This window comes from Pantoea sp. Nvir, from assembly GCF_009829915.1.
Classification (GTDB): domain Bacteria; phylum Pseudomonadota; class Gammaproteobacteria; order Enterobacterales; family Enterobacteriaceae; genus Pantoea.
Map to the genome: position 1 here is coordinate 1 of NZ_SZZW01000006.1, position 14,881 is coordinate 14,881.

Consider the following 14,881-nt stretch of genomic DNA (forward strand, 5'->3'; position numbering starts at 1 on the left):
GCTTTTATTCTTCAGAGTCAATCTCTTTTTTCAGAGATTTTCTCCGGGTTACTTAGCTGCTAAGTCTCCTGAATATCATACTCCGTTAGCTTTCGCGAGTGTCAGTAAAAATGCATTATAGGAAGTTCTCTTAAAAAGGAGCTTTTTAAAATTTTGTATGGCGCATCTTATTTTTGCAAAGAGCGAAATGTTGATTGATTTCTGATGGCTCGCGGTAGTGCAGCCAGGCTATCAATAACCCAGTCAGCTACAGCCTTTCCTTCCGATGTAACAATTTTACCACTGCGTACTAGTACTTTTGTACCTACTCCTGCTGCTTTACCAGCCAACATATCCTCAGTTTTGTCACCAATCATATAAGAAGCGGCTATATCAATATTAAGATTCTTCTGTGCAGAAAGTAGCATGCCCGGCTGCGGTTTACGGCAGTCGCATGCTTGACGATATTTTTTAACTTTGGCATCCGGCAAATGCGGACAAAAATAAATGCCGTAAAAATCAACATGATGTTGTGCCAACGAGTAATTCATCCATTCGGTTAATTGCATAAATAGATCTTTTGTGAAAATCCCCCTACCAATACCAGATTGATTGGTCACTAGCACCAAAGCAAACCCCATTTTTTTTAATTCTTTTAGTGCTTCAATAGCACCGTCGATAAATTTAAAATTATCAATTTTGTATACGTAACCACGATCAACATTTAAAGTGCCATCGCGATCGATGAAAATGGACGGAACTTTATTTACCACTAAGAAATTCCTATTACTTAATATTTTGCTAAAAAATTTAATAACTAAAAAAGATCAAAGTAATCTATCAAAATTCATATTTCACTTAACGCTGGTAAAGAAAATTTCATACACTGCAGTAACTTACTAAACTAGTAAACTCAGTTTATATATCTAGTGAACAACCGCTTTTGACCATTTTAAGTGCACTTTAGCTGACACTGGTATACTATCGTATTTAACTCATTTTCTGAGAGATTTACTTTAAGTATTTAATGAATTTATCTACGTTTTTTGTTTGCAAAAGCATACACAGTGGCGCTCTAAAATTAAGAAAACATATGATGTACTGACTTAAAACGTTTAGCCTAGCTGAAAAAACACAATATTATAATGCTTCACCTAAAATCATCTTTGATAAACAGAAATTTTATTTGACTTAAATGACCGGTGCTAAGAAAAATACTAAAAAGTCGCCCCTATAAAGAATTTTTGTTCCATGAGCCGCTCGCCATTCAATAGTCTTATAATTATAAACCCCGGAAAGGTGCACATATCGTACTTTCTAAAGATGAGATCAACCTAGTTCGATATTTTCTATCGTAAAAATTAAAAATGTACTTAGTTCAGTTAAAAAATAGCATATTATGTCTTGCCTCAAATAAAATAAAACGCGTCACAAAAGTCTGTGGTTTTTACTCTTCCCGCTTGATACAGAAGCAATCGAGCACAATGGTTACTAATTCAAGGCGTCCGGCAATACAGATATAATACTCCTTTAGAGTAATATCATCTTTTATTACTGCAGTTATTACTGTACGGGATGTCTCTTATACCCATCTCCCAACTCCTCAAGCAGAGGAATCACTTTCAGATTAATGTAATTCACTGCTCGTATGTTGAATTCAAATAGACCTTAAATATTCTGTAGTTCGCTATCACCCGAGCAAATTCTAATATATTCTTTTGGCTATTGAGAAAGGCATGAAAGTCAGCAATATCGAACGAGAACAGGAGAAGCCGGTTCCACCGGAAATCAACACAATTAATGGTGTACTTTCTTCTCACAAACAAGCGTCGCAATACAGTACCTCAACAATCATCCGGCAATTATCGAGATACGATCTGTCACTGCCATGGTATTATGGAGATCTAAATCAGATGCGCCAATGTGTATTTTAATAATTTTTTTCATCGGTGTCGAGGTAAGTTAAAAGGGATTTTTATCATACTCGTCCATCATTAATATTAAGTATTTCACCGTACAAAAAGTAAAAGCGGCTTCAGGAATTCGATCAACACGATACACGATTGCAGTAATCTTTTTAACATTCTCCTTATTTCTCTCAGAGGATACCGCCCGCTATGGTAAGATATATAGAAAAATAGTCTTCATTAAATTATGAGATATTTATTGGAAATGCATATCACTTCACAAAAATAATATTTACTTTCTTCAGCAGCATTTAATGCACTAGTGTCAAAGGATAATCCGGTGAGAAGTATTGAGAACATTAGATATTTTGGTGTGGTACCTTACTTTTTCTTTGACTAGACTCACTACTAACGTAGTAACGCGAAAAAAATACTCCGACTTCGAATAGGCAGTACATCGGAATAGCGAGTAAAGTTTGTGAAAAAACGTCTGGTGGTGTGAATAACATTCCTATTATGAACATGCCAACCAGAATATAAGAACGTTTTTTTTTCAAATATTCCGGCGTAGTTATACCGCTCCAGCACAGCAACACAATCACCACCGGCACTTCGAAAGAAACACCAAACGCCATAAATAGTGTCATCATGAAGTCGAGATAATGAGTAATATCGGTCGCAATAGTCACGCCCTGCGGCGCAATTTTAGCAAAGAAGCCGAACGCTAGCGGGCAGATGATGAAATAGGCAAAAGCTACTCCTACGTAGAACAGTAGTGTACTGAAGAAGAGCAGCGGCATAACCAGATTACGTTCGTGACGATAGAGTGCTGGCGCAACAAATGCCCAGACCTGGTACAAGATTATCGGTACTGCAATAAAGATGGAAACAATAATAGTAAGCTTAATCGGTGTAAAAAATGGCGAAGCGACGTCAGTAGCGATCATACTTGCCCCTGCAGGCATTTGAAGAATCATTGGTGCGGCAACTAAATGATATATATCGTTGGCAAAATAGATCAGCGCTAAGAAAATTACAAAAACTGCGATAATACAGTTCAGAAGGCGCTTTCGTAATTCGATTAAATGACTGATAAGCGATTGGGTATCTTCGATCACCATGATTATCGTTCATCATTTACAGAAATAGTTATGCCGGGCAGCGCAGCTGGTTCAGAGTTAACAACTGGTGCTTCCTTTTTCGAATTCATTTTAGATTTTATAATATTGTCAGTAGATTCAAGTAACTGTGCGGTAACGCTAGTGCTCATATCATGAGTCGTCAACGGTGTTACATGTTCTGCCATGCGTTGACACAGAGTATCTCTTGTATGAGATTCATACTCAGCCTTTTCGATATCAATTCTTTGCTGAACTGCGCGCTTCATCGAATCAGCAGTTTTACGCATCTCTTCCATAGACTTTTTTAGCTCCGGTGATGTAGTGGTACTACAGCTCATTTCTTCTACTTTTTTCAAGCTGTCCTGCAATTCCTGTAGTTTCAGTTCCTGAGCTAGCTCGTGCTGTACGTTGGCAGCTAGCGAGCGTATCGCCCGAATCCAACCTAATACAGTTTTTATTGCAACCGGCAATCGTTGCGGACCAAGGAAAATTAGCCCAATCACGAATACCAACACCAATTCACTAAAATTAATATCAAACACGTCTTATACCTTTACCTTCTTGTTGTTTTTGTTTTCTTATGTTAGCCGACATTTACTCTACCTCCTGATCATTTTGTTGATCAAGTTAACGTACTGCTCTTCGTATCATGTTTTTCATTATAACTTGTGATTCATGAGGCACTCACTCGATGAAGAAATCAAGATTTGAATATAAAGTTTTTAACTTATTAATTCTTAAAAAATATAAAGATGAAGGTAATGTTTAAAAATTGATCAGTACTGATACTACTCATAAAATATAATCTCTATTTTTATAAAAATTTATATCAAGGGACACGATGTTCCCTAAAAGTTATGATACCACCGTATTTAGCTTAATTTATTACCTAAATACAAAAAATAGCTGATAATTAATTTGTTTTATGCCAGCCAATTAACCAAATGAGGATACCTGTCACTATCCATATAAATGGAAGAAAATAGCAGTCTTGGCGGCTCAGTAACAAGGCTGTACCGCTTAATAGAAGTATCGCGCCTACTCCAAATAGATAGCTCGCTTTATAATGTCGTGTACGCTGAGCATGTATGTCGCCTACTAGCTTATCAACGCTATGATGTAAAAGCTCATGCTGATGCATGATGTCATAGAAAAGTTCTGGTAGCTCTGGAAATTTCTCTGCCCAGAAATAAGCTTGCTCTTTTAGAGAATGCAGCATTGCAGTTAACCCTATTTGGTCCTTAATCCAGTTTTCAAGAAATGGCTTCGCTGTTTTCCAAAGGTCGAGTTGTGGATAGAGCTGCCGGCTAATACCTTCAATACAAAGTAGTGTTTTCTGCAACAATACTAGCTGAGGCTGCACTTCCATATTGAAACGGCGTGCGGTGCTAAACAGATCTAATAATACATGACCGAATGAAATATCTGCTAAGGGTTTCTCAAAAATGGGCTCGCAGACAGTACGAATAGCGAACTCAAAATCTTCAACGCTAGTATCTGGTGGCACCCATCCCGAATCGACATGCAATTCAGCAACTTTTCGATAATTGCGATTAAAGAAAGCAATAAAGTTTTCAGCCAAATAGCGCTTATCTTTTTTATTCAAAGAACCAACAATGCCATAATCAATAGAGATATATTTCGGATCTTCCGGGTGATCATAACTGACGAAGATATTACCTGGATGCATGTCAGCGTGGAAGAAACTATCTCGAAACACTTGAGTAAAAAAAATTTGTACGCCGCGCTCAGCTAGCAGCTTCATATTGACGCCGTGATGTGATAGTGTTGCCATATCAGAGATTGGAATACCATAGATGCGCTCCATTACTAGCATAGTTTCGCTGCAGTATTCTGAATAGACTTCTGGCACGTAGAGAATATTACTGTCTGCAAAATTTCGTCGCAATTGAATTGCATTAGCTGCTTCACGTAGTAAATTTAGCTCATCGATTAACGTTTTTTCGTAATCGCGTACTACTTCCATTGAATGTAGACGCCGTCCTTCCCGCAGGAACCGTGGTACCCAGCAAGCCAAACGATACATTAGCTTCATATCTATTCTAATGACTGGTAGTATGTCCGGACGAATGACCTTTATCACCACTTTTTTATTATTACTTTTTAAAGATGCGGCATGCACCTGTGCAATTGACGCAGATGCCAGTGGTTTGATATCGAAATCATTGAACCAAGTTTCAATTGGGCCGCCGATCGATTTTTCTATCTGCTTTTTAGCTTTCACGCCATCAAATGGCGCAACACCATCTTGCAATATTGCCAGCTGATCAGCAATAACTCGCGGAAAGAGATCACGGCGTGTTGAAAGCATCTGACCAAACTTAATCCAGACTGGACCGAGCTGCTCTATTGCCAAACGCATCCTAACGCCAATATCTTTATGTTGATGACAGTGAGGAATCCATAAGACAGTGAAACGCCAGAGGCGTATCGGAAAAGTAAGACGCATAGGGGGAATCAGTTCATAAAGACCATAGGTCAAAAAGATTTTGATGATAAAATATAAACGGTGAATCTCACTAAACGTCATTTCGCCTCCAACTATGTTATGCTGAATGATTATTTAACGCATCAAGCGATAATCCATCGTGTCAAACTACTTACAGACCATCTAATGCGAAGCACCACTCTCCAAGTCAATACACTGTCTTAAATAGTTCCTCCGCGATGAGTACCTTGCTACCATACATTCTCTGTTATAATGGTAGAGGGGAAAACTTAGCGGTCAAATATCAGCTAGTGCTGATAAACAGATCTAATAGGAGATCTCTGTAGCACATGTTGCCACTATCTATAGTAAAATGTTACAGATAAGGTAAATCTCAAGTGGGACTAGAGCGTTCATCATATAAAATGCCACTGCTACTAAGGTAACCTTATTTGCAATACCTACTGTTGTACAGATAACACTCATCTACTTGTATTAGAGTCAGGATAATCAAGCGTACAACTGTCAGGTTATTCATAAATCCATTGCTTCAGTAACACCTCCTGGTCTATCCTTTTCATCCCATGTTTCCGGCATGGCTCGCTCAACTAACTGAGAATTAATTGACCGTTTTACTTCAATACCTAAGGCTTTAAAAGCCTCGCTCTGCGCAATTAAATTTCCACGTCCCTCCACTAGCTTTTTCATTGCTCCATGGTAACTATTTTGCACTTTATCCAGATTAAGGCCGATGCTACTCAGATCGTCGACAAACAGCCGTATCTTATCGTACAGACGAGCCGCATGTTCAGCAATATGCTGTGCATTACGGCTTTGATTTTCATAGCGCCAGAGATTATTAATAGTACGCAACGCCACCAACAGCGTAGTGGGACTAACCAACATGATATTCTGCTGTAATGCCTCACTGATTAACTCTGGCTGGCGGTCGATAGCCAGAAGAAATGCCGGCTCAACCGGGATAAACATCAATACATAATCGAGTGAACGTAACCCGACTAGTCGCTGATAATCTTTGCGTGCTAGCAAACGAATATGGCTACGTACTGCAGCGATATGTTCCTGAAGTGCTTGCTTACGCATAGCTTCATCTTCTGCATTAAAGTAGCGTTCATAGGCCACCAGTGTCATCTTGGCGTCTAACACCACATCCTTGCCTTGCGGCAGACGTACGATAACATCTGGTTGCATTCTCTCCTGTTGTTCCGATTGTAAACTTACCTGTATCTGATACTCATATCCTTCGCGTAGTCCAGAAATTTCTAGAACGCGGTTTAGCACTAATTCGCCCCAGTTTCCCTGAATTTTTTTATCACCTTTTAAGGCCTTAGTTAGATTAATCGTCTCCTGTGCCATCTGCGTGTTCAGATTCTGTAGCTGACGGATTTCATGTGCCAGTGTGTGTCGCTCTCGCGCCTCCTGACTAAAGCTGTACTGCACCTGATGACTGAAACCTTCAAGCTGCTCACGCAATGGAGTCAGCAAATTACTGAGGCTTTGGCGGTTCTGTTCATCCATGCGGCGTCCGCTGTTTTCAAAGATACGATTGGCTAGATTTTCGAACTGTGTGCTTAAAAGTTTTTCGCTGTTTGTGAGTAACCGCTGCTTCTCCTCGACAGCGAAGCACGTCTCTTCAAAGCGGATAGTAACTTCACTTAGCTTAGCTGCTTGTATGCTGTTTGCTTCTATCTGATTGCGCAGCTCACAGTTGAGTTTTTCACATTCTCCGCGCCAATAGTCGAGTTGTGTCAGCCGTTCCTGTGCACTACTCAGCTCGTTGAGAAGCTGACGTAGCTCCTTGTCACGCTGCTGCTGCTGCTGCTGGAATTGTTCAATCTGCTTTTGCTGGCGCTGCTGCACTTCCTGAAGCAAACGACGCTCGGTGAGAAAGCTAACAGTCTGATGGCTAGAGCGCAATAGTGACATAATCCACCCAATACTAAATCCGGCCAACACCAGAAAGGAGTTGATAATAATCTGATAATACATAACACCCTCACGATGCACGTTGCTGGGAAAAGATAGAATTACACTATATGGATATATAGATTTTTTACACTTAGATAAAAAATTACAGAACTGTTACCTAGAGGCAGACTTCTCTTAATGTATATGTAAAACAAAAAAGCATCAGCGCACTCTACTGAGTACTTTTTACTTGAATTAGAGACATGATGACTTGCTGCCTGCAGTCAATTTAATGGAGTGATTACGTTTCCTCTCTTTGACATCGTCTTACCTACCATGCTGAAGATGGATAAAGAATGATATTAATAATTAATAAGTCGTACTAATCAGTAAAGCTCTAGGTTCTGCTATAACTAGCTATAAAATTGTGCATGTAGTGGATATAATTAAGAGGAACTGCGACTGCAGTGACTTCGTGCTTCCGTATCACTAAAAATAAGTCATCAGTGTGATTGATGAATTGGCTAAAACAATTAATATAGTTACTTATAATGTAGTACGTATCTTATCAAGCTAGACACTGCAATTTTTAACGTAGCTTTTCAAGTATCTACCTACCATAGCTCTAGAGTAGCGTACCCATGTATAAGTTAGGTTTTGTAGAGATACATAAACATATTCTGAATAAGTCTTCCTCTACTTTATTACAGGGCTGACTGAAAAATGTCATAACAAATAGTACGCTACTTAAACTTTAATATTTAGAAGTTCTTTCTAACCATTGAAAATAATTCGTCACCACGCCGCTCTATTTAGAACTTAAAAGATCTCTAATACCGTTCAAACAAAGCACGGAATAATTTTCTGTGTACATCCAATTTTATCCGCTTATGATACGATATCCGTAGACCTATTTAAGAAATAAAATTCATAACAATAACCATCATTAAAGATAAATATCTCTTATTACTATAAGCAAGTTTTCAGAGCTCTCTTTATACTAATCATGTGCACTAAAATTTAGTGATAGTATTAAGATAGATTAATTTTGAATGGTCTTTATTCTCTTCCAGTCTTTCATGCACTTTATAACCTATAGATTATAGTAGAATTAACTTCCTGCCATCCTGGTAGAAAAAATAAAAAATACGGTACAAACATTCTTTACTATTAAATTTATAGTCGGCCTCGCACGCAGCTGACCGACACAATAAGAATATACACCAAAAAAACAGCTTGAATACACAAGCACAACCTCAGTGTAAAGATAAGGAAAAGAATACGACTACCTCACATGGAGATAAAAAGGTGTCGTGTTGACCAGTATTAAAAATATATAGCGAACTCAGGTAATTTTACTACGGAGTTTCTTCGCTGCTTTCACCATGTTGGCCAACGTTTGCCTAGTTTCTATCCAGCTACGTGTTTTCAGACCACAGTCCGGATTTACCCAAAGACGCTCTTTCGGGATGCTTTGTGCTGCTTTGCACAATAAATTTTCCATCCATTCGACGCTTGGTACGTTTGGAGAGTGAATATCATAGACACCTGGGCCTACTTCATTCGGATATTGGAATTTTTTAAAAGCTTCCAGTAGTTCCATATTAGAACGCGAGGTCTCAATAGTGATCACATCCGCATCTAGTGCTGCAATAGATTCCATAATGTCATTGAACTCGCAATAACACATATGACTATGGATCTGGGTTTCATCTTTTGCAACGGCTGCGTTCAGACGGAATGCATCTACTGCCCAAGTTAGGTATGCTTCCCAGTCAGATTGGTGTAGTGGAAGACCTTCGCGCAGCGCCGGTTCGTCAATTTGGATAATACCGATGCCGGCTTTTTCTAGATCTGCTACTTCATCGCGCAACGCCAGTGCAATTTGTTTCGCGATACTTTCGCGCGACATATCCTCACGAGGAAATGACCAACAAAGAATAGTTACTGGACCGGTTAGCATTCCTTTTACCGGTTTTTTAGTAAGAGACTGTGCATACTTTGCCCACTCTATGGTAATTGGTTGCGGACGGCTGATATCGCCAATAATCACTGGTGGCTTGACACATCGCGACCCGTAGCTCTGTACCCAGCCATTTTGAGTAAAAACGAAGCCATCGAGGTTTTCACCAAAGTACTCCACCATATCATTACGTTCAGCTTCGCCATGAACTAATACATCTAAACCTAAAAGTTCCTGCTCAATAATCGCTTGTTTAATGTGCTTAGCAATGCCGGTGCGGTAGCTATTGTCATCAATATTACCTTTTTTGAAGTCGAGACGTAGTCTGCGAATTTCAGTAGTCTGTGGGAAAGAACCGATTGTTGTTGTTGGCCAAGCTGGTAAATTAAAACGACGGCGCTGAGCCTTAGCACGTTCTGTATAAGGACTCCGACGTTGGATATCATGTTCAGAGATCGCTGCCAACCGTTTGCTAACCGCTGCGTTATTCACTCGGCTGGAATAAGCGCGATTACGGATAGGTTTGCTCCAAACTTCTAGAGAAGTTGCGTTATTCTCATTGAGAGCATCACTCAGTAACTTTAGCTCAGCACATTTTTGCAGCGCAAAGGAAAACCAACTCTTTATTTCATCATCTATATAGGTTTCAACGCTTAAGTCGATCGGGCTGTGCAACAGGGAACATGATGAGCCAATCCACAATTGCTTACGCTTATCGACTAGCGGCTGTAAGCGCTCAAACCAACTACTCAGATCAGCACGCCAGATATTACGACCGTTGATGACACCCAGCGATAACACCCACTCCGGAGGTAGTTGCTGATTTAGTTTCTCGATATCGTCATGGCCATGCACCAGATCTACATGTAGGCCATGCACAGTCAGTTCGCGAATTACGTCGAGATTTTGGCTGATACTATCAAAATAAGTAGTCAGCATCAGTTTTATATTGCTCTGGAAGGCATGATATGCAGGTTTAAAGGCATCACGCCACCCTTGCGGCAACTCTAGTGCCAGCGCTGGCTCATCAATCTGTACCCACTCGATATCACGTTTCTGCAACTCAGAAAGCACCTGCTGATAAACCGGTATAATATTATTCAGCAACTCTAGACGGTCAAACTGCTCACCCCTTACTTTCCCTAACCATAAATAAGTTACCGGACCAAGCAACACTGGCTTCACCTTATGCCCTAACGTCAATGCTTCGTCCACTTCTTCCATTAATTGCATCCAAGTAAGTTTAAATTTCTGACCTTTAGTAAATTCTGGAACTATGTAATGGTAATTAGTGTTGAACCATTTTGTCATTTCCGCAGCAGCCGCTGGTGCACCTGTCAATGAACAGCCGCGACTAATACGAAATAACGTATCGAGATCGACAGAACTGTCTTTATTTTGATGACGTCTTGGTAAATTTCCTAGCAATAGGCTAGTAGTCAGAACGTGATCGTACCAAGCAAAATCACCAACTGGCAGTAGGTCCACACCTGCATCTTTCTGTTGCTGCCAGTGACGAGCACGTAATTCTCTGCCTACAGCCAGTAACTCCTCCTGAGTAATATTGTTCGCCCAGTACTCCTCCTGAGCTTTTTTCAGTTCACGACGTAGGCCAACGCGGGGAAAGCCGAGCGTATGGTTCACAATAGTCATTTGCTATTCTCCCGAGGATATCTCTTTTAAAATTTGACTAGCAGGCGAAAATGTTTAGCCGTCCAGATGTTTACACTGCTATATTCTGCGATTACTGTATGTCCATCAAGCGTAAATTATTCAATCTTAACGTGAAGGATTCTCATGATCGAACTTAAGCACCTACGGACGCTACAGTCTCTGTGTAATACTGGATCTCTTACCGCTGCTGCTGCGCAGCTTCATCAAACGCAATCTGCCTTGTCTCACCAATTTAACGATCTAGAACAACGTCTGGGATTCCGGCTCTTTGTACGCAAGAGCCATCCACTACGATTCACACCGCAAGGTAAGATTTTTCTTTTATTGGCGGAGCAAGTACTGCCTCAGATACAGCAGGCGCTTCAGACTTGCCATGAGCCACACCAAAAGACGCTACGCATCGCCATTGAGTGTCACAGCTGTATTCAGTGGCTTACTCCAGCACTGAATACATTTCGTCAGACTTGGCCTCAGGTGGTAATAGATTTCAAATCAGGATTGACTTTCGATCCGCAGCCCTCACTTCAGCAGGGTGAACTGGACATGGTATTAACTTCTGATATTCTGCCACATAGCGGTTTACATTACATACCGATGTTTGACTTTGAGGTCCGGCTAGTACTAGCACCAGATCATCCGCTAGCGCAGATTGAACATATTTCACCAGCTGATTTGGCTGAAGAGGTACTGATGATATACCCAGTACAGCGACAGCGCCTTGATATTTGGCGTTATTTTCTACAACCGGCTGGTATAGATCCTGCGCTAAAAAGCGTAGATAATACGCTACTCTTAATACAAATGGTATCGGCGCGGATGGGTATCGCTGCACTACCGCACTGGGTAGTGGAAAGTTTTGAAAAACAGGGGTTAATTGTCACAAAAACCCTGGGTAAAGGCTTGTGGGGCCGTCTTTATGCTGCTGTGCGCAACGGAGAACAGCATCAGCCAGTGCTGCAAGCATTTATCCGCTTAGCATGTCAGCACACTTGGGAACATTTGTCCTTTGTAAGTGATATAGCACATCATACTCACTCAAATTGATATCGTTGAAATATAGTATGAGTATTGTCCTTTATGAATTATCATGATGCTCTCTTAGCATCCCTAAGAAAAATTTGCCAAAGCGCTCCAATTTTTGGTGATAGACGCCATTTACTCACAACATTGCTGATTCAGATAATTAGTATCTGCTCTGTCATTTTGATTAGAGTAGAATCATTAAACACCATGTAAGGTGAAATATTCTCCTTGTGAGCAATTGCCTCACGAAGTTTGCGTAACTTGACTAACAGTTTCTATCATAGTTGGTGCTGTCAATCTTTAAAGCACTACTGTTTTTCGACTGCTTAGTATTTATTGGGCGTAATGCCACCAGCATCAATGGTAATTTGCCGCGAAGCACCGGACGAGCAGCTTCCGTCAGCTGTAACGCAGAGTGCTTAGCGATATTTTGCGTTACTAATCCAAGCTGAATTAGCTGACGCAGCACGCTAACCCAGTGTTCGTAGCTCTGCTCTCGGCCAATGCCATAAACCCGCAGTTTATCATGACCTCGGTCTTGGATAATCCGATTTTTAGTTCCGCGCAACACCTCAACTATATAACCTATTCCGAAACGCTGTCCAACAAGGTAAATACTAGAAAGTGCCTTTTGCGCTTCGCCCAGACCATCGTAACACCTTGGTGGATTAAGACAAATGTCGCAATGACCACATGGCTGCTGAAGGACTTCACCAAAATACTTAAACAGCACCAATCGGCGACAGGTTTGTGTTTCAGCAAATTCCTCCATGGCATTAAGTTTATAGCGTTCGATATCCTGTAGAGGCCCTGGTGCCTTCTCTTCTAGATATTTGCGTAACCACGCCATATCTGCAGGGTCGTAAAACATCATCGCTTCCGCAGGTAAGCCATCACGTCCGGCACGGCCAGTTTCCTGATAATAAGACTCAATATTACGTGGAATGTTATAGTGTACTACAAAACGTACGTTACGCTTGTTTATGCCCATGCCAAATGCTACTGTTGCCACTACTATTTGTATTTCATCACGATGAAACGATTCTTGTACTCGAGCACGCTGTCTGCCATCTATGCCAGCATGGTAGGCACCGACAATCAGTCCACTACTTTGTAGACGCAACGTTATATCTTCAACTTTAATGCGGCTATTACAATAGATAATGCCACTGTTACCGCGCTGCCCCTGAACGTAACGCAGTAATTGCTTAATCGGCTTAAATTTTTCTACTAAAGTATAGCAAATATTAGGTCGGTCAAAGCTACTGATATGAATTAGAGGATCTTGCATATGCAACATGTGTATAATATCAGCGCGCGTAGTTTCATCTGCAGTGGCGGTCAGAGCCATTACGGGCAACTGAGGTAAAAACTGACGCAGCTGACCTAGCGCGCCATATTCAGGACGGAAATCATGGCCCCACTGTGAAATACAGTGCGCTTCATCAATCGCCAACATTTTAGGTTGCCAGTGCACCAGATTAGCAAGGAAATTGGCCATCATCAGTCGTTCAGGCGCAATATAGAGAAGTTTTACACGGCCATCACGACAATCCTCCATCACCTGTTGCTGCTGATCCCGTGACATATAGGAATTAAGGCACCTCGCCGCGATGTTGTTTGTCAACAACTGGTCTACTTGATCTTTCATTAATGAAATAAGTGGTGAAACCACTAAAGTTAGACCATCTTGTACCAGTGCCGGAATCTGATAACAGAGCGATTTACCACCGCCGCTAGGCATAACAACTATAGAATCCCGCCCATTTAGTGCCGCATCAATGATAATTTTCTGTCCAGTACGAAACTGCTGATAGCCGAAGGTATCTCGCAATACCTTCTGTACCAGCGATGCCTTATTATGTACTATAGAAATGATCGCTCTATTCCTATTTTTACAAGGTTGTATGAAGTCATGAAGCATAGTACTAACTCGTGTTTGGCGAAGATTGTAGTTAATAAATAACTTTTTTCCATCACTTTTCTATCACTATTAATACTTAGGTATAGAATTATAACTTCCTAATTTAAATACTTAATGCTACCTACAGGGATAATGCCGCACATTTGAAGGGTATCGTGAACCTCTAATATTTTTCTTTTTTGTTGATGTAGAAAATATAGGGAAAGAAACCCTTGCTACACGCAAAAAAGTGAAGATGAGAAATACTTTTTGACATTAGGAAGAGAGACTCATGAATCAATGAAAAGATATAATTCACCAATATTTCGTACCGCTAATTCAATTAATTCAATGTTGCTGTCTCAGCAGCAACCCCGTCGCCTAGTGGGTAAAAAATACTTTGTTTGTGGTATGCGTTTTAAGCAGGCACTGTTCCTAAAAATGGATAAGTTAAAAAGCACGCTCGCTGTTTATTAGCTGCTCCAATAAAATTTTACTGGTGAGTAAAATGATACAAAAGACCTTACACGGCGGTATTACTGCATTGTAATGGAATGATAAATACGATTATGTGATATGAGTCAGCCACAACTATCCATTACTCTCAACAAGAACTGAAAGGGACTATAGGTAATAAAGAACTAAATCAATATATATCTTGTAAATATGGGTAAGAAATAACATATAGTTTCTAACTAAGATCTATTTTTTGGTGTTATCTATAAGCTTGCTATTCATCTATCTAAGCTGTAACCCACTTAGCCACTAACCATTAACTGTTAACTAATGGTAGGAATACGCTCTATTCTTTGAGGTCTACACACCACCGCTATGTCTTTTTAATATCAGTTTTTTATTATTTTATCCACCCTCTAATGTAATGATTCTTGGGTGGATTCAGTAGTTACTGTACTGATAGCATTGATTTCTGAT

9 protein-coding genes and 1 pseudogene are annotated in these 14,881 nt (G+C 40.3%); 3 read left to right on the forward strand and 7 right to left on the reverse strand.

Features of this window, described 5'->3' with window-relative positions; all coding sequences use genetic code 11:
- Positions 1-167 precede the first annotated feature (167 nt).
- Positions 168-752 (reverse strand): D-glycero-beta-D-manno-heptose 1,7-bisphosphate 7-phosphatase, encoded by a 585-nt coding sequence (gene gmhB / locus FD729_RS04330; RefSeq protein ID WP_159932064.1) that lies wholly within the window; start codon positions 750-752, stop codon positions 168-170.
- Positions 753-1,715: 963 nt separating this feature from the next.
- Between gmhB and FD729_RS04335 the strand changes: the two genes are divergently transcribed.
- A complete protein-coding gene (locus tag FD729_RS04335; protein WP_159932065.1) occupies positions 1,716-1,913 on the forward strand; it encodes a hypothetical protein in 198 nt (65 codons plus the stop codon).
- 332 nt (positions 1,914-2,245) lie between these two features.
- Here the strand turns inward: FD729_RS04335 and tatC are convergent, their stop codons facing one another.
- The 5 genes from tatC to metE all read right to left on the reverse strand — a co-directional run bounded on the left by tatC (position 2,246) and on the right by metE (position 11,001).
- Positions 2,246-3,007 carry a Sec-independent protein translocase subunit TatC gene (gene tatC, locus FD729_RS04340; RefSeq protein ID WP_159932066.1) on the reverse strand — a complete coding sequence of 254 codons (762 nt, stop codon included), beginning with the start codon at positions 3,005-3,007 and terminating at the stop codon, positions 2,246-2,248.
- A gap of 2 nt (positions 3,008-3,009) precedes the next feature.
- On the reverse strand, positions 3,010-3,549 hold the full coding sequence (tatB, locus tag FD729_RS04345; protein WP_159932067.1) for a Sec-independent protein translocase protein TatB: 540 nt from the start codon (positions 3,547-3,549) through the stop codon (positions 3,010-3,012).
- 371 nt (positions 3,550-3,920) lie between these two features.
- Positions 3,921-5,558, reverse strand: a complete 1,638-nt coding sequence (ubiB, locus tag FD729_RS04350; RefSeq protein WP_159932068.1) for a ubiquinone biosynthesis regulatory protein kinase UbiB — start codon at positions 5,556-5,558, stop codon at positions 3,921-3,923.
- A gap of 432 nt (positions 5,559-5,990) precedes the next feature.
- Entirely contained in the window at positions 5,991-7,466 is a 1,476-nt protein-coding gene (gene rmuC, locus FD729_RS04355) for a DNA recombination protein RmuC (protein WP_159932069.1), read from the reverse strand.
- A 1,264-nt stretch (positions 7,467-8,730) separates the two neighbouring features.
- Complete coding sequence (metE, locus tag FD729_RS04360; protein ID WP_159932070.1) at positions 8,731-11,001, reverse strand: 5-methyltetrahydropteroyltriglutamate--homocysteine S-methyltransferase; 2,271 nt, start codon at positions 10,999-11,001, stop codon at positions 8,731-8,733.
- Positions 11,002-11,145: 144 nt separating this feature from the next.
- Here metE and metR point away from each other — a divergent pair, with 144 nt between their 5' ends.
- Entirely contained in the window at positions 11,146-12,066 is a 921-nt protein-coding gene (gene metR, locus FD729_RS04365; RefSeq protein ID WP_159932071.1) for an HTH-type transcriptional regulator MetR, read from the forward strand.
- Positions 12,067-12,097: 31 nt separating this feature from the next.
- Here metR and recQ read toward each other — a convergent pair.
- Positions 12,098-13,969, reverse strand: a pseudogene (gene recQ / locus FD729_RS04370) (ATP-dependent DNA helicase RecQ).
- A 279-nt stretch (positions 13,970-14,248) separates the two neighbouring features.
- On the opposite strand from recQ, the gene FD729_RS04375 reads away from it, so the two are divergent.
- Positions 14,249-14,425 carry a hypothetical protein gene (locus FD729_RS04375; RefSeq protein ID WP_159932072.1) on the forward strand — a complete coding sequence of 59 codons (177 nt, stop codon included), beginning with the start codon at positions 14,249-14,251 and terminating at the stop codon, positions 14,423-14,425.
- Positions 14,426-14,881 lie beyond the last annotated feature (456 nt).

Bases quoted from the DNA above. Each gene is read 5' to 3' on its own strand.
- FD729_RS04335 (WP_159932065.1), top strand. From the start codon at position 1,716: ATGAAAGTCAGCAATATCGAACGAGAACAGGAGAAGCCGGTTCCACCG.
- tatC (WP_159932066.1), bottom strand. From the start codon at position 3,007: ATGGTGATCGAAGATACCCAATCGCTTATCAGTCATTTAATCGAATTA.
- ubiB (WP_159932068.1), bottom strand. From the start codon at position 5,558: ATGACGTTTAGTGAGATTCACCGTTTATATTTTATCATCAAAATCTTT.
- rmuC (WP_159932069.1), bottom strand. From the start codon at position 7,466: ATGTATTATCAGATTATTATCAACTCCTTTCTGGTGTTGGCCGGATTT.
- metE (WP_159932070.1), bottom strand. From the start codon at position 11,001: ATGACTATTGTGAACCATACGCTCGGCTTTCCCCGCGTTGGCCTACGT.
- metR (WP_159932071.1), top strand. From the start codon at position 11,146: ATGATCGAACTTAAGCACCTACGGACGCTACAGTCTCTGTGTAATACT.
- FD729_RS04375 (WP_159932072.1), top strand. From the start codon at position 14,249: ATGAAAAGATATAATTCACCAATATTTCGTACCGCTAATTCAATTAAT.